This window comes from Lentzea sp. NPDC036949 (assembly GCF_055608075.1).
The window spans coordinates 1-24,259 of sequence record NZ_JBVJRA010000027.1; the positions used below are offsets into that span (position 1 = coordinate 1).

25 protein-coding genes are annotated in these 24,259 nt (G+C 71.8%); 13 read left to right on the forward strand and 12 right to left on the reverse strand.

Going from position 1 to position 24,259, the window contains the following annotated elements:
* Nucleotides 1–154: 154 nt before the first annotated feature.
* The 5 genes from ACZ7CD_RS38800 to ACZ7CD_RS38820 all read left to right on the forward strand — a co-directional run bounded on the left by ACZ7CD_RS38800 (nt 155) and on the right by ACZ7CD_RS38820 (nt 4,635).
* Nucleotides 155–1,276 carry a hypothetical protein gene (locus tag ACZ7CD_RS38800; protein WP_470380912.1) on the forward strand — a complete coding sequence of 374 codons (1,122 nt, stop codon included), beginning with the start codon at nt 155–157 and terminating at the stop codon, nt 1,274–1,276.
* On the forward strand, nt 1,273–2,709 hold the full coding sequence (locus ACZ7CD_RS38805; RefSeq protein ID WP_470380913.1) for a vWA domain-containing protein: 1,437 nt from the start codon (nt 1,273–1,275) through the stop codon (nt 2,707–2,709). The genes ACZ7CD_RS38800 and ACZ7CD_RS38805 overlap by 4 nt, the downstream gene beginning before the upstream one ends.
* On the forward strand, nt 2,696–3,406 hold the full coding sequence (locus ACZ7CD_RS38810; protein ID WP_470375854.1) for a hypothetical protein: 711 nt from the start codon (nt 2,696–2,698) through the stop codon (nt 3,404–3,406). Before ACZ7CD_RS38805 ends, ACZ7CD_RS38810 begins: the two co-directional genes overlap by 14 nt.
* Nucleotides 3,407–3,428: 22 nt before the next feature.
* Nucleotides 3,429–3,971 (forward strand): 3'-5' exonuclease, encoded by a 543-nt coding sequence (locus tag ACZ7CD_RS38815; protein WP_470380914.1) that lies wholly within the window; start codon nt 3,429–3,431, stop codon nt 3,969–3,971.
* Between the two features lie 94 nt (nt 3,972–4,065).
* Entirely contained in the window at nt 4,066–4,635 is a 570-nt protein-coding gene (locus ACZ7CD_RS38820) for a TetR/AcrR family transcriptional regulator (RefSeq protein ID WP_470368826.1), read from the forward strand.
* On the opposite strand, the gene ACZ7CD_RS38825 is transcribed toward ACZ7CD_RS38820, so the two are convergent.
* The gene (locus ACZ7CD_RS38825; protein WP_360398958.1) at nt 4,622–5,074 is read right to left on the reverse strand and encodes a MaoC family dehydratase; all 453 of its coding nucleotides are present in this window, start codon (nt 5,072–5,074) and stop codon (nt 4,622–4,624) included. The two genes, ACZ7CD_RS38820 and ACZ7CD_RS38825, sit on opposite strands and share 14 nt — an antisense overlap.
* A gap of 10 nt (nt 5,075–5,084) precedes the next feature.
* Nucleotides 5,085–5,837 (reverse strand): SDR family oxidoreductase, encoded by a 753-nt coding sequence (locus ACZ7CD_RS38830; RefSeq protein ID WP_470380915.1) that lies wholly within the window; start codon nt 5,835–5,837, stop codon nt 5,085–5,087.
* 125 nt (nt 5,838–5,962) lie between these two features.
* Between ACZ7CD_RS38830 and ACZ7CD_RS38835 the strand changes: the two genes are divergently transcribed.
* Both ACZ7CD_RS38835 and ACZ7CD_RS38840 read left to right on the forward strand, forming a co-directional pair.
* The gene (locus tag ACZ7CD_RS38835) at nt 5,963–6,763 is read left to right on the forward strand and encodes an SDR family NAD(P)-dependent oxidoreductase (RefSeq protein WP_470380916.1); all 801 of its coding nucleotides are present in this window, start codon (nt 5,963–5,965) and stop codon (nt 6,761–6,763) included.
* 1 nt (nt 6,764) lies between these two features.
* Nucleotides 6,765–7,736, forward strand: a complete 972-nt coding sequence (locus ACZ7CD_RS38840; RefSeq protein ID WP_470380917.1) for a quinone oxidoreductase family protein — start codon at nt 6,765–6,767, stop codon at nt 7,734–7,736.
* 530 nt (nt 7,737–8,266) lie between these two features.
* Here the strand turns inward: ACZ7CD_RS38840 and ACZ7CD_RS38845 are convergent.
* The 5 genes from ACZ7CD_RS38845 to ACZ7CD_RS38865 form a co-directional block, all read right to left on the reverse strand.
* Nucleotides 8,267–8,821: a DUF6319 family protein gene (locus ACZ7CD_RS38845; protein WP_470380918.1), complete on the reverse strand. Its 555-nt coding sequence runs from the start codon at nt 8,819–8,821 to the stop codon at nt 8,267–8,269.
* A 94-nt stretch (nt 8,822–8,915) separates the two neighbouring features.
* A complete protein-coding gene (locus tag ACZ7CD_RS38850; RefSeq protein WP_458433606.1) occupies nt 8,916–9,137 on the reverse strand; it encodes a hypothetical protein in 222 nt (73 codons plus the stop codon).
* On the reverse strand, nt 9,134–10,291 hold the full coding sequence (locus tag ACZ7CD_RS38855; protein ID WP_470380919.1) for a S8 family peptidase: 1,158 nt from the start codon (nt 10,289–10,291) through the stop codon (nt 9,134–9,136). Before ACZ7CD_RS38855 ends, ACZ7CD_RS38850 begins: the two co-directional genes overlap by 4 nt.
* Nucleotides 10,292–10,353: 62 nt before the next feature.
* Entirely contained in the window at nt 10,354–11,526 is a 1,173-nt protein-coding gene (locus tag ACZ7CD_RS38860) for a cation:proton antiporter (RefSeq protein WP_360398937.1), read from the reverse strand.
* A 5-nt stretch (nt 11,527–11,531) separates the two neighbouring features.
* The gene (locus ACZ7CD_RS38865; protein ID WP_360398934.1) at nt 11,532–12,005 is read right to left on the reverse strand and encodes a cation:proton antiporter regulatory subunit; all 474 of its coding nucleotides are present in this window, start codon (nt 12,003–12,005) and stop codon (nt 11,532–11,534) included.
* An 18-nt stretch (nt 12,006–12,023) separates the two neighbouring features.
* On the opposite strand from ACZ7CD_RS38865, the gene ACZ7CD_RS38870 reads away from it, so the two are divergent.
* On the forward strand, nt 12,024–13,148 hold the full coding sequence (locus ACZ7CD_RS38870; RefSeq protein WP_470380920.1) for a DUF1015 family protein: 1,125 nt from the start codon (nt 12,024–12,026) through the stop codon (nt 13,146–13,148).
* A 186-nt stretch (nt 13,149–13,334) separates the two neighbouring features.
* On the opposite strand, the gene ACZ7CD_RS38875 is transcribed toward ACZ7CD_RS38870, so the two are convergent.
* From ACZ7CD_RS38875 to ACZ7CD_RS38890, 4 genes are read right to left on the reverse strand one after another with little or no spacing between them, the layout of a single operon-like run.
* A complete protein-coding gene (locus tag ACZ7CD_RS38875; RefSeq protein WP_470380921.1) occupies nt 13,335–14,411 on the reverse strand; it encodes a TIR domain-containing protein in 1,077 nt (358 codons plus the stop codon).
* A 4-nt stretch (nt 14,412–14,415) separates the two neighbouring features.
* The gene (locus ACZ7CD_RS38880) at nt 14,416–15,834 is read right to left on the reverse strand and encodes a hypothetical protein (protein ID WP_470380922.1); all 1,419 of its coding nucleotides are present in this window, start codon (nt 15,832–15,834) and stop codon (nt 14,416–14,418) included.
* Complete coding sequence (locus tag ACZ7CD_RS38885) at nt 15,831–17,969, reverse strand: hypothetical protein (protein WP_360398922.1); 2,139 nt, start codon at nt 17,967–17,969, stop codon at nt 15,831–15,833. The genes ACZ7CD_RS38880 and ACZ7CD_RS38885 overlap by 4 nt, the downstream gene beginning before the upstream one ends.
* Nucleotides 17,970–19,013 carry a 5'-methylthioadenosine/S-adenosylhomocysteine nucleosidase family protein gene (locus ACZ7CD_RS38890; RefSeq protein ID WP_470368820.1) on the reverse strand — a complete coding sequence of 348 codons (1,044 nt, stop codon included), beginning with the start codon at nt 19,011–19,013 and terminating at the stop codon, nt 17,970–17,972. It abuts the gene before it with no gap.
* 92 nt (nt 19,014–19,105) lie between these two features.
* Here ACZ7CD_RS38890 and ACZ7CD_RS38895 point away from each other — a divergent pair, with 92 nt between their 5' ends.
* Nucleotides 19,106–19,825 (forward strand): NUDIX hydrolase, encoded by a 720-nt coding sequence (locus ACZ7CD_RS38895; RefSeq protein WP_458433601.1) that lies wholly within the window; start codon nt 19,106–19,108, stop codon nt 19,823–19,825.
* Nucleotides 19,822–20,793 (forward strand): 5'-methylthioadenosine/S-adenosylhomocysteine nucleosidase family protein, encoded by a 972-nt coding sequence (locus tag ACZ7CD_RS38900; RefSeq protein WP_470375861.1) that lies wholly within the window; start codon nt 19,822–19,824, stop codon nt 20,791–20,793. The genes ACZ7CD_RS38895 and ACZ7CD_RS38900 overlap by 4 nt, the downstream gene beginning before the upstream one ends.
* A gap of 50 nt (nt 20,794–20,843) precedes the next feature.
* Here ACZ7CD_RS38900 and ACZ7CD_RS38905 read toward each other — a convergent pair whose 3' ends face one another.
* The gene (locus tag ACZ7CD_RS38905; protein WP_470380923.1) at nt 20,844–21,284 is read right to left on the reverse strand and encodes a pyridoxamine 5'-phosphate oxidase family protein; all 441 of its coding nucleotides are present in this window, start codon (nt 21,282–21,284) and stop codon (nt 20,844–20,846) included.
* 151 nt (nt 21,285–21,435) lie between these two features.
* Here ACZ7CD_RS38905 and cmk point away from each other — a divergent pair, with 151 nt between their 5' ends.
* The 3 genes from cmk to der are packed head-to-tail and all read left to right on the forward strand — an operon-like array spanning nt 21,436 to nt 24,232.
* On the forward strand, nt 21,436–22,179 hold the full coding sequence (cmk, locus tag ACZ7CD_RS38910) for a (d)CMP kinase (RefSeq protein WP_458433598.1): 744 nt from the start codon (nt 21,436–21,438) through the stop codon (nt 22,177–22,179).
* Nucleotides 22,176–22,814, forward strand: a complete 639-nt coding sequence (locus ACZ7CD_RS38915; RefSeq protein ID WP_470380924.1) for a lysophospholipid acyltransferase family protein — start codon at nt 22,176–22,178, stop codon at nt 22,812–22,814. The genes cmk and ACZ7CD_RS38915 overlap by 4 nt, the downstream gene beginning before the upstream one ends.
* Nucleotides 22,811–24,232, forward strand: coding sequence for a ribosome biogenesis GTPase Der (gene der, locus ACZ7CD_RS38920; protein ID WP_360398898.1), 1,422 nt, complete (start codon nt 22,811–22,813; stop codon nt 24,230–24,232). The genes ACZ7CD_RS38915 and der overlap by 4 nt, the downstream gene beginning before the upstream one ends.
* Nucleotides 24,233–24,259 lie beyond the last annotated feature (27 nt).

Sequence of the window (24,259 nt, forward strand, 5' to 3'; positions counted from 1 at the left end):
AGGTTTGCTTGGTCGCTAACCCACTTACCGGAGACCTCGCCACGTTCCGGCACCGACACGCCGCCAGTCAGCACCTTTGAAACACGACCTAGTGCCAAGAGCCCCCTCGACGCGTCTAATCCTCGTCGGGGGCTTTTCGGCATGAGGGGGAGTCGTGCAGGAGCCGGAGTTCAGGGCGGTCGACCCGCGAAGACGTTTTCTGCTGTGGTTCGCGCCGCCGCTCGCGGTGTTCGTGGCAGGGCTGGTGGTGCTGCTGGTCACCGGGCACGTCACCGGGCCGTTCCGCAGCACCACCGTGGTGCGGGTGATGCTCGCGTCCAAGCGGGAGTTCTTCCAGGACGAGCAGGTGAAGCAGATCCTGATGGCGCGCGGCTACCAGGTGCACGTGACCCCGATCGGGTCGCGCGACCTCGCCGACAGCCCCGACCTGGACAGCTACCACTTCGTGTTCCCCTCGGGGCACGTGGCGAACGAACGGGTCAAGGCACGCCGCGAGGGCAAGCACGCGGTGCCGTTCCGCCCGTTCTTCACCCCGGTCGTGCTCGCCACCTTCCGCGAGCACGCCGAGGCGCTGAGGCGGGCGGGCGCCGCCGTGGCGCACGACGAGAACCCCGCGCCGCTGTTCTACGACCTCGACCTCGACAAGTTCATGGCGTTGTCCGAGCAGAGGTGGAGCGACCTCGGGTTGAGCAACAACAACCTCGTTGTCGCCCAGTCACCGGACCCGTGCAAGGCCTACTCGGGCGCGGCCCTCGTCGGGTTCTACGCGGCCGCGCTGCGCGACGAACCGGTGCAGAGCCTGCGGGAGGCGGAGGAGCTGGGGCTGCTGGTCAAACCGCACATCGCCGCGCAGGGCCAGGCCGGTGAGGACATGTCGCCGAAGTTCTTCGTGCCGGAAGGACGCACGCACGCGGTCATCGCGGTGATATATGAGCACCAGTACATCGCATATCAGTTGCGGCGGGAACAGCCCGACCGCGACCGCGTGCTGCTCTACCCGACGGCGCAGCACCAGAGCACGCCCGAGCTCATCTCGTTCACGCCCGAGGGCGACCGGATCGGCGAGCTGATGATGAACGACCCGCAGCTGCGCCGCCGCGCCGTCGAGCTCGGGTTCCACCCGCTGGGCTGGAGCGGGGAGACCGACCAGGACTTCGGCCGCGTCATCACCGAGCACGGGCTGCCGCAGCCACCGGTGGGCCAGGCCGGCCGGGTGCCGCTGCCCAAGGCCGAGTTCTTCGAGCGCATGCTCGACGTCGTCGGCGACTGCCGGTGAGGGTCGTCGCCGCGGTGCTGCTGCTCGTGCTGACCGCGTGCACCTCCAGCTCACCTCCGCCGGTGCGGTTGCGGGTGCTGGCGAGCCCCGAGCTCGCCGACCTCGCCCCGGTGCTGGCCGAGCTGAGGCGCGCCACCGGTGTCGAGCTGGCGGTCGAGCACCGCGGCACGGTCGAGGCCAGCCGGTCGCTCGCCGGGTTCGACCTGGCGTGGCTGTCCAGCAACCGGTTCCTGCGGCTGCGCGGCGCCGAGCCAGCGTTGTCGGCGAGCATCATGACCTCCCCGGTGGTGCTGGGCGTGCGGCCGGGCCGGCGGGCCGTGCTGGGGGAGCGGCCGACGTGGGCCGACGTCGCGGACCGGGCGGCGGTGGGGGAGTTCCGCTACGGCATGGCCGACCCGCGGGTGTCCGGTGGCGGGATGGCCGCGCTCATCGGGGTGGCCACCGCGGCCGCAGGCACCGGTGCGGCGCTGCGGCCGGAGGACGTGAGCTGCGACCGCCTGCAGGGGTTCCTCGCCGGGCGGGCGTTCGACGTGCCCGACCCGGTGGCCGAGCTCGTCCGGCGCTCTGCCGACGACACCGTCGACGGCGTCGTCGCGCACGAGTCGGAGCTGCTGGCGCTCAACGCCTCCGGGCGGCTCCCCGAACCGCTGGAGCTCGTGTACCCGCGCGACGGGATCGTGCTGTCGGACTACCCGCTGATGCTGGTCGACCCCGCGCACCGGACCGCCTACGACCGGGTCGTGGACTGGCTGCGGTCACCGCCCGCGCAGCGGATGATCGCCGAACGCACCTGGCGGCGCCCGGTCGACCCGGCCGCACCGCGCGACCGGCGGCTGACCGCCGACATCGGCACCGCCCTGTACTTCCCGGACCGGCAGGAGGTGCTCGACCGGCTGCTCGTGTTCCACGACCGGGCGGGCGAGGGCCGCCAGGTCGTGTTCGTGCTGGACTACTCGACGTCCATGCGCGGCGAGCGGATCACCGCGCTGCGCGAGGCGTTCGCGTCGCTCACCGGGTTCGACCGCTTCTACGTCGGCGAGACGGTCACGATCGTCCGGTTCGCGGGCACCGTGCTGGAAGAGCGCTCGGTGACCGTGCGCGGGAGGGCCGACCTCGACGCGTTGCTGGCCGTCGTCGCGTCCGATGACCTGCGCGACAACACGGCCATCTGGGGTGCGCTCGACCACGCGCTGCGGCTGGCCCGCGGGGAGACGGCGGTCGTGCTGATGACCGACGGCGAGAACAACGCGGGCCCGTCGGTGGACGAGTTCCTGCGGGTCGGGCGGGGCGAGGTGCCGGTGTACCCCATCCGGTTCGGTGAGGCGGACCGCGCGGAGCTCGACCGCGTGGCGCAGGCCAGTGGTGGCCGGCTCGTGGACGCCGGCGCGACGTCGTTGCCGCAGGCGGTGAGGGAGATCCGTGGATGTCGATAGAGGGCTCTGGTGGTCGGTCCTGTGGGGCTGGCTCCTGCTGTGGGGCGTGACGCTGGCCGCGCTCGTCGTGGTCGTCGCGCTGGCCGTGCACTGGGTGCGCCGCCGCGACCCGCAGCCGGAGGTGCCGGGCCTGCTGTTCTACGTGCACGGCCAGCGGATGATCAACCTGTGCAAGGTCGGCCGCTACGACGACGCCGTCACCCGGCAGTTCGTCAAGCAGATCACCGTCACCAAGAACGGCAAGCTCCAGGTCGGGCCGAACGAGTTCGGCATCGGTGTGGACGGGTCGGTGGTGGAGCAGAACACCGACACCTACGAGAAACCGGCCACGGAGATCGACGTGATCGGCGTGGTCCTGGCAGGGCTGCGGGCCGCGCACGGCGTCGTGGACGTCGACCTGACCACGCGGACCATCACCGCGGACGAGGCGTGGCGGCGTGGCCGGGCCACCCGGCTCAACGACATCCGCGACTACGTGTCGCTGCACGGCCGGTTCGAGCTCGGCGACGACGCCGGTGACCGGGCGGTGCTGCTCGCTTCCGCGGGCGAGCACCGGGTGCGGGTGGAGTGCGACCGGGCGAGCCTGCGCGACACGCTGCCGCCGGGGCAGTTCAACGCGCGCTGCCTGGGCAAGGTGCAGTCGTGGAACGCCGAGGCCGGCGAGGTCGTCGTGCTGCCCGTCGTCGTGTTCCAGTAGACAGGGCGGGGATGATCGACACATGATCGCACTGGACCACGTGCTGGTCGTCGACGTCGAGTCGACCTGCTGGGAGGGGACGCCGCCGCCCGGCGAGGTCTCGGAGATCATCGAGATCGGGATCAGCCCGCTCGAGGTGAGCTCGGGGAAGCGGGGTGAGCGGCGCAGCGTGCTCGTGCGGCCGGTGCTGTCGTCCGTCAGCCCCTTCTGCACCCGGCTCACGACGCTGACCGCGGGGCAGGTCGCGGGCGGTGTCCCGTTCGCCGAGGCGTGTGCGTTGCTGCGCAAGGAGTACCGCTCCGCCGACCGCGTCTGGGCGTCGTACGGCAACTACGACCGCATCATGTTCGAGCAGCAGTGCGCCGCACTGGGGGTGAAGTACCCGTTCGGGCCCCGGCACCTCAACGTCAAGACGTTGTTCGCGCTGGCGCACGCGTTGCCGCGGGAGGTCGGGATGGCCGAGGCGCTGCGGATCGCCGGGCAGCGCCTCGACGGCACGCACCACCGCGGCCACGACGACGCCCACAACATCGCGGGCCTGCTGGCCGGGCTGCTCAAGAGGTGATCACGCCAGCGGGAGTCCACTGTGGATTCGACGGCAACCGTCCAGTGGCTGGTCATTGCCCGGGTTCCCCACGCCCTGGCGGTACGCTCCGGGCGTGACCGTGCCTGAAAGACTGATCGACGCCGCCACCCGCCTGTTCGCGGACAAGGGCTACGAACGGGTCGCCGTGCAGGAGGTCGTGGAACACGCCGGCGTCACCAAGGGCGCCATGTACCACTACTTCGGGTCGAAGGACGACCTGCTACACGAGATCTACGGGCGGCTGCTGCGCCTGCAGACCGAACACCTGGAGAAGATCGTCTCCGGCGACGGGCCGGTCACCGCGCGGCTGCGCGAGGCCGCGGTCGACGTGATCATCACGAGCATCGAGGACTTCGACGCCGCCAAGGTGTTCTTCCGGTCGATGAACCACCTCTCGGCCGAGAAGCAGAAGGAGGTGCGCGCCGAACGGCGGCGCTACCACGAGCGGTTCCGCGGCCTGGTCGAAGAGGGGCAGCGCGACGGGTCGTTCCGCTCCGACGTGCCGGCCGACGTCGCCACCCACTACTTCTTCGGCTCACTGCACCAGCTGGGCACCTGGTACCGCCCGGACGGGGAGATCCCGGCCGGGCGGCTGGCGGAGCACTACGCGGACCTGCTGATCCACTCGATCACGGCACGATGACGCTGACGATCTCGGCGACGCACGCGGGCTTGTCGCTGCCCTCGATCTCGACGACGACCTTCGTGACGAGCTGCTTGCCCAGTGCGATGTCCGAGACGTCCAGCAGCTCCACCCCGGCCCTCACCCGCGCGCCCACGAGCACGGGCTGCGGGAAGCGGACCTTGTTGCTGCCGTAGTTCACGCCCATCTTGATGTTCTTGACCGTGTAGACGTCGCGCACCAGGTACGGCACCAGCGACAACGTCAGGTAGCCGTGCGCGACCGGGCCGCCGAACGGGCCCTGCGCGGCCTTCTCGACGTCGATGTGGATCCACTGGTGGTCCAGCGTCGCGTCGGCGAACAGGTTGACCTGCTCCTGCGTGACCTCGTGCCACTCGCCGAACCCGAGGTGCTCGCCCTTCGCGGCGACCAGCTCGTCGATGCTCTCGAACGCGCGCATGGGGCTGCCCTCAGTCCTTCGGTCCGCCGGCGACGTAGATGACCTGACCGGACACGAAGCCCGCACCCTCGCTGACGAGGAACGACGCGGTGTGCGCGATGTCCTCCGGCTGCCCGACGCGCGCGACCGGGATCGTCTGCGCGGCACCGTTGACGAGGTCCTCGAACGAGATCTTCATGCGCTCGGCGGTCGCCTTGGTCATCTCGGTGGCGATGAAACCGGGCGCGATCGCGTTGACCGTGACGCCGAACTTGCCGAGCTCGATCGCGAGGGTCTTCGTGAAGCCCTGCAGACCGGCCTTGGCGGCGGAGTAGTTGGCCTGGCCGCGGTTGCCCAGCGCGCTCGTGGACGACAGGTTGACGATGCGGCCGAAGCCTTCCTTCGTCTGGAACGCCTGCACGGCCTTGCTCATGAGGAACGCGCCGCGCAGGTGCACGTTCATGACCGTGTCCCAGTCGCTCGCGGACATCTTGAACAGCAGGTTGTCGCGCAGCACACCGGCGTTGTTGACGAGCACGGTCGGCGCGCCGAGCTCCTCGGCGACCTTGGCCACGGCCGCGTTGACCTGCTCCTCGTCGGTCACGTCGACCTTGAGCCCGATGGCGCGCCCACCGCCCGCGACGATCTTGTCGGCGCCTTCGAGCACGCCCTGCTCGTCGAGGTCGAGCAACGCGACGGCCAGGCCGTCCGCGGCGAGGCGCTGCGCGACGGCGGCACCGATGCCACGCGCCGCGCCGGTGACGATGGCAACCCTGTCGGCCACGGGTCCTCCTCCAATTGTGAGCTAAGCAAGCGCTTAGTAACGTACCCATCAGTCCGCTTGACGTCCAGCGTCGTGCGGACGACCATACCGACTGGTCGGAATGTTGCACATCTTCGAGGAGGCAGGTGCCAGTGGAGCTCACCGGCAAGGTCGCGCTCATCACCGGCGGGTCCAACGGCATCGGCGCCGCGTCCGCCCGCCGCCTGGCCGGGCTCGGTGTCCGGGTCGTGGTCGCCGACGTGGACGTCGAGCGGGGCAAGCTCGTCGCCGACGAGGCCGGCGGCGTGTTCGTGCGCTGCGACGTGACGCAGCCCGCCGACTCGACCGAGGCCGTCGCGGTCGCGGTGCGCGAGTTCGGCGGCCTGGACATCGCGTTCCTGAACGCCGGCATCGGCACCGGCTGCTCACTGGGCGACGACTTCGACGCCGACGTGTACCGGCGCGCGATGGCCATCAACCTCGACGGCGTCGTCTACGGCGCACACGCCGCGTTGTCCTACGTGCGCGCGTCGGGCGGCCAGATCATCGCCACCGCGTCGATGGCCGGCCTCATGCCGATGCCCGGCGACCCGGTCTACGGCGCGAACAAGGCCGCCGTGGTCGGCCTGGTCCGTTCCCTGGCCGGCGCGTACCCCGACATCCGCGTGAACGCCCTCTGCCCGGCGTTCGCCGACACCGGCATCATCACGCCGCTGCGTTCGACGTTGCAGGACATCGGCATGCCGATCCTGCCCGTGTCGACTGTGGTGGACACCTTCATGTCCATTGTGGAGGGCTCTGGCACCGGCGAGGCGTGGTTCGTGCAGTCCGGCCGGCCCTCCGAGCCGTTCGGCTTCCGCAACCCGCCCGGCCCGCGCAACCCCGACGGCTCGCGCATCGACGCCGCCCGCAAGGACCCCGTTTCGATCGCGCTCGAGGAGAACTGACGTGCGTGCCATCCAGATCACCGAGTTCGGCGGCCCCGAGGTGCTCCAGCAGGTGGAGCTGCCCGACCCCGTACCGGCCGAGGGCGAGGTGCTGATCAACGTCAGCCGCGCCGGCCTCAACTACGCCGACACGCACCAGGCGGAGAACTCCTACCTGGCGAAGATGACCCTGCCCCTGGTCCCCGGCGGCGAGGTCGTCGGATCCACTGAGGACGGACGCAGGGTCGTGGCACTGACGAAGAACTCCGGCGGCTACGCCGAGAAGGCCGTGGCCCCCGCGCTGACGACGTTCGACGTGCCCGACGGCGTCGACGACCTGGCCGCTCTCTCGCTGATCGTGCAGGGCGCCACCGCCTGGCTGCTGCTGCGCAAGTCCACGCACCAGGAACCCGGCGAGACCGTCGTCGTCCACGCCGCCGCGGGCGGCGTCGGCACCATCGCCGTGCAGCTGGCGAAACTCTGGGGCGCCGGCCGCGTCATCGCCACCGCGTCGTCCGACGACAAGCGCAAACTGGCCCTCGACCTCGGCGCCGACGTGGCAGTCGACTCCCGCGCGGAAGACATGACGGCCGCCCTGATCGAGGCGAACAACGGACGCCGCGTCGACGTCGTCCTGGACATGACCGGCGGTGCGACCACCGACCAGTCGCTGGCCGCGCTGGCCCCGTTCGGCCGCCTCGCGTTCTACGGCATGGCCTCACGCGAAAGGCCGAAGCCAGTCGACCTCGGCGCCCTGCTCGTGCACTCCACGACCGTCGCGGGCATGTGGCTGCCCCACGCCCTGAAGGTCCGCGACGCCGACCACGGCACCCTCGCCCACCGCGCGATGGCCGAGCTGTTCCAGCTCGTGGTCGACGGCAAGCTGAAGGCGATCCCGGGCGGCGAGTACGGGATGGGCGAGATCCGGCAGGCCCACGAGGACCTGCGGTCCCGCCGGACGGCGGGCAAGCTGCTGCTGGACCCGTCGCGGTAGCGCCGGCTGAGGGTGAGGGGGGTGGTTCGCTGCGGCGGACCGCCCCTTCGCTTTCTCGGCTCTCGGCTCTCGGCTCTCGGCTCTTGGCGCGGCCCGGTCCGGTGCGGTCTCGGGGTCTCGGCTTGGCTGGCCCGATGTGGCTCGGGCCTGGCACGGTCTTGCTCAACCCCGCCCGCGCCCACCCGCCCTGCGCGGCGCGGCTCGGTCCGGTTCGGCCCGATCCGGCCCGGCTCGGCGTGACTCTCCTCCCCTCGACCGGGGCGCACCTCCGCGGTACCGCGGACGTGTCACCCAGGGCCGGCCGCCGCACCTCCTCATTCCGGGGCGCGCGAGCCCATGCGATCCGGACGTGAACAAGACGAGCCCAGGCGCAGATCCGGACAAGCTTCACCCGTCCGGGTGACGCAACCCCGCAGAACTCTCGCGCCCCCGCGAACCACCCCCGCAAACGTCCCGCCCAGAACGCCGAAGGGGCGGCCCGCCACACGCGGACCGCCCCCAGGGCCGTACTGCGGAACAACGACGCGCTGTTACTCCGACAGCTCCGCCAGCTGCGCCTTCACCCTGGCGAGCTCGGCTTCGAGCTCCTCCATGCGGGTGCGGTGCTGGTCGCGGGCCGCCTCGAGCACCGACTCGATGCCCTCCGCGATGTCCTCGTGCAGTTCCTTGGCGGCCTTCGCCACGGCGATGGCGGGGATGACGAGGCCCGACACCACGCGCTGCGTGCCGTGGACCAGGTCGGCCTGCCATTCGCCTTCGGCGGTGCCGGTGACCGTGAGCGTGAGCTCGACGGTGCGGGTCTTCTTCGCCGTGCTCTTGGTGCGGGCGGCCGCCTTGGGCTTCTCGGCCTTGGGAGCCGCCTCGACGGGCTTCGCGGCCTCGACCGGCTTGGCAGCGTCGACCGGCTTGGCAGCGTCGGCCGACTTGGCAGCGTCGACCGCAGGGTCGGCCGCGGCATCAACCACAGCAGCTGCAGCGTCAGCCGCAGCGGGCTTCACGGCGCCGACCGGCCCGGCGGCGGGCGCCGGGGTGCCCTCCACCACGGTCTTCTCGACTGCCTGCACCTCGGTGAGCGTGTCCGACACGATCAGGTTTCCTCTCTGCGCAACGACGTGACCCCGCGCACAATCGTAGAACACGTGTTCGATCGAGCAGGAATGGGGTCAGCGCAGAGCCTAGTCACCAGGGTGGGAGCTGCACGCGCCACTGCCGTTCCACGTCGATGACACCGCGCACCGCGAGCAGCGTGGGGATCGCGCGGATCTCGGCGGTACCGGTGACGACGCCCAGCGCCTCCAGGACGGTGTCGACGACCAGGCCCGCCTCCCGCAGGTCGTCGAGCACCTGCGGGAGGGAACCCTCGGTCACGGAGACCATCACCTGGTCCACCGAACCGGTCATGGCGCCTGGACGAGTCCGGTGCCGATGTCGGTCGACGGCAGGGGCAGGCGCAGGGAGGTGCCGGCCAGGCGGGCCCAGAGCTCGTAGCCGCGTGCGCCGGTGCGTTCGGCGACCAGGGCCGCCACGCCGGAGACGTGCGGGGTCGCCATGGACGTGCCGCGCAGGCGGCGGTACTTCTCGGGCAGCTTGAACGACGAGTGCACGTCCACGCCGGGGGCGCACACGTCGACCTGGCCGATCTTGTCCGCCGAGCCCGACGAGAACGACGCGATCGCGCGGTTCACGTCGATCGCCGCCACCGCGATGATGGACGGGCAGCGCGCCGGGTGACCGACCGGTGCGACCCGGCCGGGGCGCGTGGAGGCGTTGCCGGCCGCGGCGATGATCAGCGTGCCCTTCGCGAGCGCGCGCTGGGCGACCGTCTCGTAGATCTGCGAGTACGGGGTGCCCGCGGGGACGTCCGCGCCCAGCGACATCGAGATGACCGCGCAGCCGTTGGCCACGGCCCAGTCGATGCCCGCGAGGATGCCGCCGTCGGAGCCCGAGCCCGCGTTCGACAGGACCTTGCCCGCGAAGACCTCCGCCTCGAACGCCACGCCGTAGCCGGGCGGGGTCGCCGGCTTGCGCGGGCCTGCGGCGGTGCCGATGCAGTGCGTGCCGTGGCCGTGCCCGTCCTGCACGTCCTCGCCGGTGATGAACGACCTCGTGGTGATGGTCCGGCCGGTGAAGTCCGGGTGGTTCTGCTCCCAGCCGGTGTCGAGCACGGCGATCTTGACGCCCTTGCCGGTCGCCGTGCTGACGTCCGCGCCCACCGCCTGCAGGCCCCAGGTCAGCACCGACTCGTCCGCCGCCGGTTCCGGCTCGTCGTCGGGCACGGGTGCGGCGAACACGTGCACGACGCGTTCCGGTTCGACGACCTGCACCGGGCCGGGGCCCTCGGCGGCGCCGTTCAGCTCGGCCAGCAGGGCCGGGTCCGCGGTCACCACGGCCACGCCCAGCTCCGGGAACACCTGCACGGTGTCCGGGTCCAGGTCTCCGCTGTTCGGGTCGAACCCGGCGATCGCGCCGAGCTCGGCCACCCCCTCGTCGACGGCGTCCTCCCGCAGCAGCACCAGGAATCGGCCCGTCGTCTCCACTTCCGCTGGTTCGGTCATGATGATCGCCCCTACTCTCCTGTAGCTCTATTAGAGAGAGTCGTCATCCGGAGGCGTCTGTTTCAGGCCATCTGCCGACGTCGCTGGAAAAATTCACCGATCGGCTCAACGTACCTGGCCGCGATCGGCCCCAGGATCGCCATCAGGAGGACGTACGCGGTCGCGAGCGCCGCCAGCTCCCCGTTCACCTGACCGGACGCCACCGCCAGGCCGGCGATGACGATGGAGAACTCACCGCGCGCCACCAGCGCCGCCCCCGCACGCATGCGGCCCATCTTGCCGATGCCCTGCCGCCGCGCCGCCCACCAGCCGGTGACGACCTTCGTCGCGGTCGTGATCACCGCCAGCGCCACCGCGATTCCGAGGACGGGTGGAATCGACTTCGGATCGGTGTTGAGGCCGAACACCACGAAGAAGATCGCCGCGAACAGGTCGCGCAACGGCTCCAGCAACCGGGTGGCGTTCTCCGCCGTCGACCCGGAGATCGCGATGCCGAGCAGGAACGCGCCGACCGCCGCCGACACCTGCAGCTGCGAGGCGACACCGGCCACCAGCAGCGCGGAGCCGAGCAGCTTCAGCAGGAACACCTCGTGGTCCGGGCTGTCCACAATGGCCGAGATGAACCGCCCGTACTTCAGCGCCACCACCAGCACCACGGTGATCGCGAGCAGCGAGATGCCGACCGAGGTGAGGCCGCCGAGGAAGCTCACGCCCGACAGCACCGCGGTCAGCACCGGCAGGTACACCGCCATCGCGAGGTCCTCGAACACCAGCACCGACAGCACGACCGGTGTCTCGCGGTTGCCCAGCCGGCCCAGGTCGCCGAGGACCTTCGCGACGATGCCGGAGGAGGAGATGTAGGTGACGCCCGCCATCGCGAGCGCCGCCACCGGCCCCCAGCCCAGCAGGAACGCCGCGATGGCGCCCGGTGCCGCGTTCAGCACCAGGTCGAGCACGCCGGCCATCCACGAGCGCTTGAGGCCGGTGGTGAGCTCGGAGGCCGAGTACTCCAGGCCGAGCAGCAGCAGGAGCAGCACGACGCCGATCTCGCTGGCCAGGTGCGTGAACTCGTCGATGCCGTGCAACGGGACCAAGCCGCCCACGCCGAAGGCGAGGCCGCCGACGAGGTAGAGCGGGATCGGCGAGATGCCGATCTTCCAGGCGACGCGGCCGAGCAGACCAAGACCGAAGAACACCGCGCCGAGCTGGATGATGGCGATGGTTGTCTCATGCACTGTGCTTAACCGCCGTGGAGGATCTCGGCGGCGGCGTCGAGGCCCTCCGCGGTGCCGACGACGACCGCGAGGTCACCGTTCTCGAAGATGAAGTCGGGTCCTGGCGACGGGTGGGCGTTGCCCGAGCGCACCACGGCCACGATGGACGCACCGGTCCTGGTGCGCAGGGCGGTCTCGCCCAGGGTGTGGTTCGCGAACGCGGTCACCGGCAGCTGGCGGGTCGTGATGCCCGCGATGTCACGGGTCTCCTCGCGCAGGTGGGCGACGAGCTGCGGCGCGCCGAGCAGGCCCGCGAGCGTGTTCGCCTCCTCCGGTGAGAGGGGTATCGACGCCGCGCACGAGTCGGGGTCGCTCGCCTTGGACAGGATGAGCTCGAACCTGCCGTCGCGGTAGGTGATCACACCGACCCGGCGCCCGGCGCGGATGGTGAAGTCCTGACGCGTCCCGATGCCCGGAAGGGGCGTGATCTCCACGTTCACACAGATCATGATACGTGGATGTCTCTCCCAGTTCGCCCGGTGCGACGAGGGTGGGTGGTGCGCGACCGCGTGCCCGGCCCCGACGTCGACGAGTTCGCCGAGCCCGGCCAGGTCATCGGCGCCCTGGCCCGCGCCCCGCACGGCACCCTGCTGGCCGTCCAGCACCCGCACCGCACGCCGCGGGCGCTCGCGGCGGGCACCGGCCTGCTCGAAGCGCTGCCGGCCGCCCGCGCCGAGCTCGCCGTCCTGATCCGGCGGGCCTACCGCGAGGTGACCGACGTGGTCGCGCCCTACCGGGTGGACGGGCCGGACGGCACGGCGTGCGGGCTGCTGTGCCTGGTAGACCCGGACGCCATCGCGCACACCGAGGACGTCTACCCCGGTGTGGTCGCCGAACGGGCCGAGGTGCTGGCCACCCTCGGCATCGCCACGAGCGCGGCGATGCTGGTCCCGATGACGCCGCACGACGGGCTCACGGACCTGGTGCACGGCATGACCGAGGACCCGGCCGTGTCACTCGTGGACTCCGGTGGCCGGCGGCACTGGGTGTGGCTGGTCGGCCCCGGTGAGCGGCAGGACGCGTTCCTGGCGGCGGCGGGGGCACACCGGCTGCTGGTCGCGGACGGCAACCACCGGGTCGCCGCGGCCAGGGAGGCGGGCCTCGCCGGGCTGCTCGCGCTCGTCACCTCCGGGCCCGGTCTGCGGGTGGGACCGTTCCACCGCGCGGTCGTCGGCACCGGGCTGGGCACGGCCGACCTGGTGGCGGCGTGGGAACGGGTCGGGCTGCGCGTCGGCGAGCTGCCGTTCGTGACCGACCCGGAACCGGGCGTGGTCGTCGTGCGCACCCCGGACACCGTGCTGCGCGTCGAGCTGCCCGCGGGACGCGGCGTCGACCACGCCGTGGTGGAGTCGGTGCTGCTGCACGAGGCGCTGGACCTGGACCCGGAGAGCCCGTGCGTGAAGGCCGTGGTCGACCCGCGGGTCGAGGCCGAGGCGGTGCTGCTGATCGCGCCGGTGCCGCTGTCCGCCGTGCTGGCCGGGGCCAAGATGCCGCGCAAGAGCACCTACTTCACCCCCAAACCGCGCAGCGGGCTGCTGCTCGCGGACCTGACCCCGCAGGACCCCGCCGAGTGGGTTCCCTAGGCCCTGCCGGACGTGCCGCTGCTGTCGGCGACGGAGATCGCCGTGCCGGGGGCGATGCCGCGGGTGGTCCGGCTGCTCGCGCACGTGAGGACGGACGGACCTGCCGCGGGCGTCGGTCAAGCACGTGCACCTGCGCGGCGCGGCGGCGCTGCGCACGGACCTCGGCCACTGAGGGGCGCCACCGGCTCAGCGCTCGGACACCAGCGGCAGCATCCGCACCGCCTGCTCCAGCGCCAGCCGCTCGTGGTCGTCGTAGGCCAGGAACGAGATGCGCTCCAACGCCGTCTCCGGGTGCCGTTCGACGTGGTGGACCGCCGCCTGCACCAGCATCCGCGCCGTGTGCGGGACGTCCGCGCCCGCGACCCCGGTGCCCAGCAACGGGAACAGGATCGTCCGCACCCCCAGCGGCTCGACCCGGTCCAGCGCCGTCGTGACGCACCCGCCGATGTCCGACACCTGCCGGTACCCCGCGCCCGGCTCGCCCTGCACCGCGGCGACGTGCACGACGAACCGCACGTTGTGCGTCACCGCCAGGGCCCCCGACCCGGTCACCAGCGCCGTGCCGGGCGCCACCGGGCGGCGGGGTGCCGCGAGCTCCTCCAGCTCGTCGGCCACCAGGTCGCGGACAATCCGCCCGGTCTCGTCGCGCGCCGAACCCCAGTACCGGATGATCGCCGACACCGAGAAGTCCGTGTGCCGCGCCATCCGCATGTCGGTGTTCTCGCTGTTCACCCACGCGTCGCAGTCGTACACCCTGCGGATCGACCCCTCGTGGATCGCGATCCGGCACGACCGGTCGCCCAGCCGGAACACCGACGGCGACGGGCGGTCGCCGGCGATGCCGCGCAGGTGCGTGACGAGCGCGGAGATGTCGCTGTCGACCGAGTAGTGCCGCAGCCGCACGTACTGGCAGCGGTGCAGCGCCTCCACGCCCGCGGGCAGGCCGGTGGGCAGCTCGGCGTCCTCGACCAGCACCGGCACCACGCGGATGCCGAGCTCGAACGCCTCGGCGATCTCGCGCAGCACCCAGTCCTCGCCGGGGTCGCCGGTGTGGTCGAGCCAGCGCGGCCCGATCACCGCGAGCAGCACCTGCGAGCGGCGCAGGTGGGCGAAGACCTCCTCGACGAAGTCGTCGCCCGCCCGCAGCGACCGCGAGGCGAGGAACACCCGGTCCGCGCCGAACGCCTGCGCGAGCTCGCGGTGCAGCAGCGTCGCGTAGCCGGGCTGCTCCCGCACGCGGTAGTTGACGAAGACCGTCGGCATCGCGTCAGCCCAGCAGGTGGTGTTCCTGGCCGGTCAGGGTGATGCCGACGCGGGCAGCGACACCGCGCCCGATCACCGTCACCTGCCCCGGCACCAGCGGGAGGTCGTCGAGCCACGTGCCGAACACCCCGCGCAGCAACGACTGCTGCGGCGCACCGAGGTCGCCGGCCACCGCGAAGTCCGCGACCTCCAGCAACGGCACGTGCTCCGGCCCGAGGTCGGCGACCACGAGCACCGCGTGGTGCGAGCCGGGCAGGCCCGCGAGCCCCGGCACCTCGGCCGGGCGGTCCAGCACGAGCAGGTGCGGCAACCGCGGACCGCCCAGCGCCACCGCGGGCGGACCCGGCCGCGCGTGCCCGAACGGACCGGGCCACGGCGCCTCCGACTGCACGGTCACGCCCGCACCGCAGCTGACCGACCGCGCCGCGACCAGGTGCGCCAGCCGGGCGCTCGTGACCACGCCGACCACCGGCCGTTCCCGGAACAGCCGCAACGGCGCGTGCGCCTGCCGCACGACGTCCCACCCGAGCACCACGCCCGCGCCACCGGTCCACGCCGCGGCCCGACCAGCGACGTGCGGCGGTTCGACGTGCGTCCAGGACTGCTTGGAGGGCAACGAGGGCGGCACGCACACCGGTACCGTCACCGCGGCCGCCGAGGCGTGGTGCCCGTTCAGCCGCTGCAACCGCCCCGCGTGCCGGACACCGTTCGCGAGCCACGTCTCGGCGCCCTGCAGGGCTTTCACGTCGGGACCGCTCAACCGCAGCACCCGTTCCGCGACGAACTCGCCGCCGGTCCGCGCGACCCGCACCCCGACCGTGGCGGGCACGGCGGGGAACCGGCTCAGCAGCTCCAGCACCGGGGCCTCCGACCAGGTGAAGCAGGCGTGCAGCTCCGCGCCCATCGTGCACGCCTCGAACCCGCGCTCGATCAGCTTCGCCAACGCCGCCGCACCGTCGAGGCCACCGAGGAACGCGACGACGTCCAGCAGCTCGTCCTGGTCCAGCTGCGCGGCGGTGAAACCGTGCTGCCGCAACACGTTCTGCGTCCAGACCGAGGCCGAGGCGGGGTCGTCGGAGGAGACCGCGACGTAGGTCCAGCGGTGCGCGGGGACACCGTGCTGGATCAGCTCGCGGTAGGCACCGGGCGCCGGTGGCCGCGTGTGCACGACGACCTGCGCGCCGGTCAACGGCGACCCGGGGGCGAGCAGCGCGGTCAGCGGCGGCAACCGCGCCGGCCACGACAGCACCTCCTCGCCCGCCGGTGCCACGGCGAACGTGAGCGAGTGCGCCAGGGCACCGGAGGGCAGCAAGGCGTTCAGCAGCGCCGCCCGCCGGTCACCGCGCGCCCCGGTGTAGGCCATGCGGTCGAGCAGCGCGTCGGCGACCGGCAGCCGCTTCACGAACCGGCGCGGGTCCATCACCCGATCTCCCGGCGCTGCTCCCAGCCGCTCTGCAGCTCCCGGAACTGCTGCTGCTCGGCGAAGTCCTGCCAGCGGCGCTGCCGGCGGTCGCGCTGCCGGGAGATCCACTCACGGCCTTCGCGGGCCACGGCCTGCAGGATGTGCAACGCGCTCTGCACGCCCGAGGACTGCTGCGCGATCTCCCGCAGCTTCGCCTCGTCCTCGCTCTCGTCGGTCATCCCGCGGAAGTCGTCGACGAGCACGTAGATGTCCTGGCTGTTCACCAGCGACAGCTGCATCGCCTGCCGGAACGTGAACTGGTCGCCCACCTGGACGTTGTCGCCCATCCGCACGATGTGCCTGCGCTTGCCGGAGAACTGGACGCCGACCTCGTTCAGCGTGGCCGAGGCCACCGCGTCGTAGCGGAACGACATGTCGTGCGGGTCGTGCACGTTGCCGTTGAAGAAGTCCAGCCAGTACTCGGTCTCGTGCACACCGCCGCTGGTCAGCAGGAAGACCTTGACCCAGTACTCGGAGTACCGCACCGGCGCCATCTTGTCGCGGGCCCGCAACGCCCCCGGCGCGCCCTCGGTGAGCTCGACGTGGCAGATGATGTCCTTGCTGGACAGCTGGCTGCGTCGCATCGCACGGCACTTCAGGTGCAGCACGTCGAACCGCAGCCAGTACGCGATCTCGTCGTCGGAGGGCCGGTCCCGCAGCAGGTCGAGCCAGCCGCGGTAGGCCTCGGTCTCCTCGCGCAGCTGCTCGGCGTAGTCGGCCCGCAGCGCCGCCCGCACCCGGAACGCCGCCAGCACCTCGCTCGCACCGAACGCGCACACGCCCAGCCCGAGGGCGAACAACGAGCCGGGACCCGGCTGCATCCCGATCAGCGACAGCCCGAACAGCACCACGAGCACGATCCCGGCCACCGGCAGCACCTTGGCGTACCACGGGGTCTTGAGCTCCTTGCGGAACGCGTGCAGCCCGTCGGCCTGCCACTGCTCCCTGAGCCGCCGGGTGTGCCAGCGGATCAGCCACATCAGCCCGGACGGCTCGGTGTGCGTGGCGCCGTAGATGCGCACGAACCAGTCGACCATCGACACCCGCAGACCCGCGGTGTCGGCGTCCCAGTCCTTCTGCGGCTCCGGGTTCTTCGGGTTGACGTGGTGGCGGACCGTGCGCTTCGGCGGTCGTTCCGCGTCGAACGCCGCGTGCACGCGCCAGGAGATCTCCTCGACCTTCCAGTCGGGCACCTCCCGCGGCGGGCCCTCGTTCCAGCCGCGCAGCCGCGCCTCGCGCACACCGCGGCGGCGGTCCAGCACCTTGGCCTGGACGCGGAACCACACGAAGAGGAACGCCCCGCCCAGCACCAGGAGCACCGCGAGCCACGCCGCACCCGGTGCCGCGCCGGTGAGGAAGTCGAAGAGCCGCACCAGGCCCCACAGCCCGGCGAGCCCGCCGAGCACGGACATGGCCCACGCCTTGAGGTCCACCGGCGCCTTCACCGGTTCCGCGAGCAGCGGCGGCGCCGGTTCCGGCTGGAAGTACAGCCACGCCCGGTGCTCGCGCCGGTTGTCCATCCGGCGCTGCTCGGCGAGGGCCGCGATCGAGGCGTCGAGCGAGTCCTGCACCGCGCCGTCGAGGATCATGTCGAGGTGCCGGGCGATCTCCTGCTGGCGTGCGGCCGGCAGCTCCCGGAACGCCGTGGACACCTCGTGCAGCTCGCCGCCGCTCGGGTCAGCGGCGCGGTCCTGCCGTTCGATGTAGGCGATCAGGTGCTCGACCACCCACAGCGCCCGGTGGTACTCGCCCGGCGTCTCCGGCGAGGTCTTCGCGCTGGACAGCTCGAACACGATCTTCTTGAACTCGCTGGGCGGCAGCTCGTTCAGCGTGCGGTCGCTCAGCAGCGCCAGCACGTAGTAGTAGTGGAAGCGGGTGGTGACCAGACCGGCCTGCCGCACCTGTTCGAGCAGCCGCTCGGCCATCCGCGGCTGGCCACCGCGCAAGTACGTCAGCGCGTTCTCGAACTTGGTCTCCGGCGGCTCGCCGGCGTTGTTGTTGTAGATCGACGTCTTGTGGATGACGCCGTTGTTGACGCCGACCTGGGTCTCGACGTCGCCGTGGTTGTCGAAGGTGTTGGTCGCTGCAGCGGTCATCTAGTCGTCCACTATGGAGTCGAGCACCGGGCGGAGGGCGGGCACGCCGCCGAGCAGTGCCTTGAGGGGGCGGAGGTCGAGCGGTGCGGAGGAGTTGCGCAGGTTGTCCAGCGCCACCATGGCCGTGGTGAACCACGCGGTGTCCATCTGGCCGTTCTTGTGCGCGTGCACCACCGCCGCCGTGATGGCGTCCAGCCGGTCGCGCGGTGCGGCCGCCGGGTGCGCCGCGCTCACGACGCCGTTGTTGATGCCGATCTGCTGACCGACACCGCTGTAGTTGTGGAAGTTGTTCGTCGTGTCGCCCACGGGCCGGGCCTTTCCCTTGTGACGGCGGGGCTGCGCGAGTGCGCCGGCGAGGGCGACGGCGAACGCGGCGGCGTTGGCAGCGGCCTTGGGCTGCCACCCCTGCTTGTCGGTGAGGTCCTTGTCGTCGACCAGGTCGCTGATGCCGCGCACGGTCACCGACGGGGTGGCCATGTGCAGGTGGGCGGCGTTCGCGACCCCGGCGCTCTCCATCTCGACCGCCACCGCGTCGTTGTAGTTGCGGTGGATCTGCCTGGCCAGCGTCGACTCGGTCGAGTTGAGCACCACCTCGCCGGCCGCGATCGGTTCGAAGTGGACGTTCGGCGGGTTCGCGCTCCACTCCTTCGCACGCGCGATCGAGCGGGCGATCTGCTCGACGTGGTGCGGGACGTCCCACGCCCGCGGCCGCGCCAGGAACTCGTCCTCCGTCTCGCGGCCGCCGTGGTAGCCGTAGACCCGGCTCGCGACCACGACGTCACCGAGCCGCAGCCAGTCGCGCAGGCCGCCGGCGACGCCGACGAACAGCACGACGTCCGGGTCGAACTCGGTGATGGCGCGTTCGGTCATCGTGGCGGCGCTGGAGTTGCCCATGCCGGTGAGGGCGATGGCGACCTGCTGCCCACCACCGGTGGTGCCGACCTCGAACAGGGTGCCGGACGCGTGGTGGTGGAGGGCGGTGCCGGACAGGTGCGCGCGCACCGCGGCGTACTCCACTTCGAGCGCGGTGAGCATCACGATCATGTGTCGCTCCGGTCGTTTGGATCCGAGTTCCAGACGGTAGCCGACGGGGTGAGTTTCCGTCAACATGACGGATAGTGGGTTAGTCTCGTGGGATGACCGAGGAGGAGTGGACGATCCCGGATGTCGCGGTGGCCGTCGACCTCGCAGTGCTCACCGTCCGAGCGGAGCAACTGCAGATCCTGCTGGTAGAGCGGGGGATTGAGCCGTTCCGGGGAGCGCTGGCGCTGCCGGGCGGCTTCCTCGCGTCTGCTCTGGAGGACATCGAGAAGGCGGCCAGGAGAGAGCTCGCGGAGGAGACCGGTTTAGCCGCGGACGGGCTGCACCTGGAGCAGCTGCGCACCTACGGCAGCCCCGACCGCGACCCCCGGCGGCGCGTCATCACCGTGTGCTACCTCGCGGTGCTGCCGAACCTGCCGGTGCCCGTCGCCGGGGGAGACGCCGACGAGGCGCGGTGGGTGCCGGTGGAGGCGGCGCTGGCCGGTCCGCTGGCGTTCGACCACGCCCGCATCATCGCCGACGCGCTCGAACGCACCCGCTCGAAGCTGGAGTACACGACCCTGGCCACGGCGTTCTGCCCGGCCGAGTTCACCGTCACCGAGCTGCGGCGCGTCTACGAGATCGTCTGGGGCGAGCAGCTCGAACCCCGCAACTTCCACCGCAAGGTCACCGGCGCGGAGGGCTTCCTGGTGCCCACGGGCGAGAAGACGATCCGCAACGGCGGCCGTCCCGCCCTGCTCTACCGCCGCGGTCCCGCCACGCTGCTGCACCCGGCGCTGTTGCGTTCCCGAGGGTCCCTGGAGGTGACCGCATGATCGTTGTCTTAACGGCCACCGAGACCGCATATGGTTCGGTGCGAGCCCTGCTGTCCGGTCCGCGCATGTACGAGGGGCCGGCCGGTTCCCTCTACGACGTGGGCGAGGTGGCCGGTCGCCCGGTCGCGCTCGCGTTGGTGGGCAAGGGGAACCCGAACGCGGCGGCGCTGACCGAGCGCGTGCTCACCGAGTTCGCGCCGTCCGCGGCGTTCATCGTCGGCGAGGCGGGCGCGCTGCACTCGTGGGTCGAGCAGGGTGACGTCGTCGTCGCGACCAAGGTCTACGGCTATCACGGCGGCAAGGAGGACGACGCCGGTCTCAAGGCCCGCCCGAACGCCTGGCCCGCACCGCACGCCCTGGAGCAACGCGCGCGCTACGTGCACCGCTCGTTCCCGGCCAAGGTGCACTTCGAACCGGTCGCGGCCGGCGAGCTCCTGCTCACCCCCGGCTCGTCGACCGCGGCGTTCCTCGACGCCGGCTACAACGACGCCGCGGCCGTCGACACCGAGAGCGCCGGGGTCGCGAGCGCGGCCCACCTGAACAACGCGACGCCCGTGCTGACGGTCCGCTCCATCGGCACCCCGGCGCCCGCCGCCGCGTTCGTGGCCGCCCTCATCGCCGAGCTGCCCGCCGGCCAGGACACCCGCAAGCCCAAGGAGGAGCGCCCGGTGGTCCACAGCGTGCACAACGTCCACACCGGCAACAGCCACGGCATCGTCATCCAGGCCGGCAACATCAACGGCGGCGTCCACACCCACGGCTCCGCCACCCCGGCCCGCGACGAGGACCTGAACACCTCGCTGACCGCCGCCGCCCAGGCCGGTCTGCTCGACGAGTCGACGTACTTCCGCGTGATGCTGGCACTGCACGAGATGAAGGCCCGCCCGTCCGACCCGGCACCGCGGGGCGTGGTCCGCGACCTGCTCGCCGGCCATCCGGACCTGCAACGCCGGCTGGAGAGCTCCTGAGTTCTGATGTCCGCCCGGAACCGGTCACCGGTTCCGGCGGGCCGGCGGCGTCAGCCGGGGAACTCCCGGCCGGGCAGCCAGCCGTTGGGGATGTCCGTCACGCGCCACCGCGGCACCGTCAGCACCACCGGGCGGACCGGCGCGGCCAGGAACGGCGCCGCCTCCGGCACCTTCGCCACGAGCCGCTCCCGCACCGCCTCGGCCTCCGCGCCCCCGACCACCCTGGCCACGGCCCGCGCCTGCAGGAACGGCTCCATCGGCGACGCGGCTGACACGACGACGGCGACCTCGGGGTTCTCCTCGACCGCCTTCAGCGTCCGGCCCCGCTCCTCCAGCACGAGCACGAGCCGCTGCGGGCCGTCCTCGGCGAAGTAGACGCCGCTCACCCACGACCCGTCCGAGCCGGACGTGGCCAGGAACATCGTCTTGTGCCTGGCGAGCGTGCACTCCAGCAGGGTCTGGACGGCGGGGTTGCGTTCGGTCGTGGTCATCGGTCCTCCACACGGGTCGGTGCTGCGCTGACCTGATCGGCGCCACCGGCCCGGTGCTGGTGCGGATTCCCCCGATCGATACCCCCGCGGTGACGGCCGATCACGCGCCTGGACCGTCCCGCTGCCGGTGCGGGCGTCCGCACCAGGCACAATGAGGGCCGTGGGTGTCTCGGAGGGAGCTGTGGTGGGCCAGGGTCAGTTGCGCGGCGTGGTGGCACTCGACGGACCGTCGGGCACCGGCAAGTCCACCGTCGCGAAGCGCCTCGCGTCGGCGCTCGACGCGCGCTACCTCGACACCGGCTCGATGTACCGGGCGGTCACGGTCGCCGTGCTGCGCGCCGGCGTCGACCCGGCGGACGAGGCCGCCGTCGGCGGGGTCGCCGACGCCGCGGTGCTCGTCGTCGGCACCGACCCGGAGCGGCCGGGCATCACGCTCGACGGCGACGACGTCTCCGCCGAGATCCGCGGCCCCGAGGTGACGCTCGCCGTGTCGCCGGTCTCCGCGACCAGGCACGTGCGCGAGCTGCTCGTCGCCCAGCAGCGGGCGATCATCGCGGACGCGGTCGACACCGTCGGCGGCATCGTGGTCGAGGGCCGCGACATCGGCACCGTCGTGTCGCCGGACGCCCCGCTCAAGGTGTACCTGACCGCGTCGGCGGACGCGCGGGCGCAGCGGCGCACCAAGCAGGACAACGCCGCCGGTCGCGTGTCCACTGTGGACGCCGTGCTGAAGGACGTGCAGCGCAGGGACACCTACGACTCGTCGCGCGCCGTGTCGCCGTTGAAGGCGGCCGACGACGCCGTCGAGTTCGACAACACCGACCTCGACCTCGCCGGCACCGTGCACGCGCTGCTGGACCTCGTCGAACGGCGCGGGCTGCGGGTGACCGGGTGAGCCATCCCGAGGGCACCGTGCCCTGGATGTTCGACTTCGGCCGCTGGATCGGGCGCGTGCCCTACGCGTGGCAGTTCCGGATTCGGGTGCGCGGCCTCGACCGCGTACCCTTGAGCGGCGGCGTGGTCGTCGTCGCCAACCACAGCTCGATGGCGGACGGCCCGATCCTGTTCGGGGTGCTGCCCCGGCGCGTGACGTTCCTGATCAAGCAGGAGATGTTCGCCAACGCCGTGGTGGGCCACCTGCTGCGCAAGATCGGCCAGATCCCGGTGAAGCGGGGAGAAGCCGATCGCACGGCGCTGACCAGCGCGTTGTCCGTCCTGCGGGCGGGCGGCGTGATCGGGGTCTTCCCCGAGGGCACGCGCGGGGACGGCGGCGTCACCAGCGCGCAGAACGGTGCGGCGTGGCTGGCCAAGACCTCCGGCGCGGTGGTGCTGCCGGTCGCCTGCCGGGGGACCTACCGGGCCGCGGGCTGGCGTCCGCCGGTCGACGTGCTGATCGGTGAGCCGTTCCACCTCCCGGAAGGGAAGGGGCGGGCCGCACTGGGCGTTGCCACCGAGCAGGTGCGCGACCGCCTGGCGACACTGGTCGCCGAACTCGATGGACTTCGTGTGAGTGAGGTTGAAGGACGATGACGGACCTGGACGGCACCTGGGAGGACGAGGCCGACTGGTCAGCCTTCGACGACCTCTCCTCCGGCGAGGACGGCGAGTCGACTCCGCCGCAGCCGGTGCTCGCGGTGGTCGGGCGACCCAACGTCGGCAAGTCCACGCTGGTCAACCGCATCATCGGCCGCCGGGAGGCCGTGGTGCAGGACGTCCCGGGCGTGACGCGTGACCGCGTGACCTACGACGCGCTGTGGAACGGCCGCAAGTTCACCGTGGTCGACACGGGCGGCTGGGAGCCCGACGCGCAGGGCCTGCAGGCCGCCGTCGCCGCCCAGGCCGAGCTCGCGATGGCCACCGCCGACGTGATCCTCGTGGTCGTGGACGCCACGGTGGGCGCCACGGCGACCGAGGAAGCCGTCGCGAAGGTGCTGCGCCGGTCCAAGAAGCCGGTGATCCTGTGCGCGTCCAAGGTGGACGACGAGCGGCTGATGGCCGACATCGCGTCGCTGTGGTCGCTGGGCCTGGGCGAGCCGTTCCCGGTGTCGGGCCTGCACGGCCGCGGCTCCGGCGACCTGCTCGACGTGATCCTCGACCGGCTGCCCGAGACCCCGCGCGACGACTTCGGCGCCCGCAGCGGCGGCCCCCGGCGCGTGGCACTGGTCGGCAAGCCCAACGTCGGCAAGTCCTCCCTGCTCAACCGCCTGACCGGCGAGAACCGCTCGGTCGTCGACTCGGTCGCCGGCACCACCGTCGACCCGGTCGACTCGCTGGTCGAGCTCGACGGCGAGATTTGGCGGTTCGTCGACACCGCGGGCCTGCGCAAGCGGGTGAAGTTCGAGAGCGGCGCCGAGTACTACGCCTCGCTGCGCACCAAGTCCGCCATCGAGACCGCCGAGGTCGCGATCGTGCTGCTGGACTCGCACGAGCCGTTGTCCGAACAGGACCTCCGCGTGCTGACCATGGTCGTCGAGTCCGGCCGCGCGTGCGTGCTCGCGTTCAACAAGTGGGACCTCGTCGACGAGGACCGCCGCAACGAGATGGTCCGCGAGCTCGAACGCGGCCTGGTCCGCGTCCCGTGGGCCGACCGGGTCAACATCTCGGCCCTGACCGGCCGCGCCGTGCACAAGCTCGCCCCGGCCCTGCGCACCGCGCTGAACTCGTGGGACACCCGCGTCCCCACCGGCCGCCTCAACCAGTGGCTGACCGAGCTGATCGCCGCGACCCCGCCGCCCGTGCGCGGCGGCAAGCAGCCCAAGGTGCTGTTCGCGACCCAGGCCTCGACCCGCCCGCCGACGTTCGTGCTGTTCACGACCGGTTTCCTGGAGGCGGGCTACCGCCGGTTCATCGAGCGCAAGCTGCGCGAGGAGTTCGGCTTCGAAGGCAGCCCGGTCCGCATCTCCGTGCGCGTGCGCGAGAAGAAGAAGGCCGGCGCGGGCAAGAAGTAGTTCTTCAGCCCCACGGTTGCTCTTTGC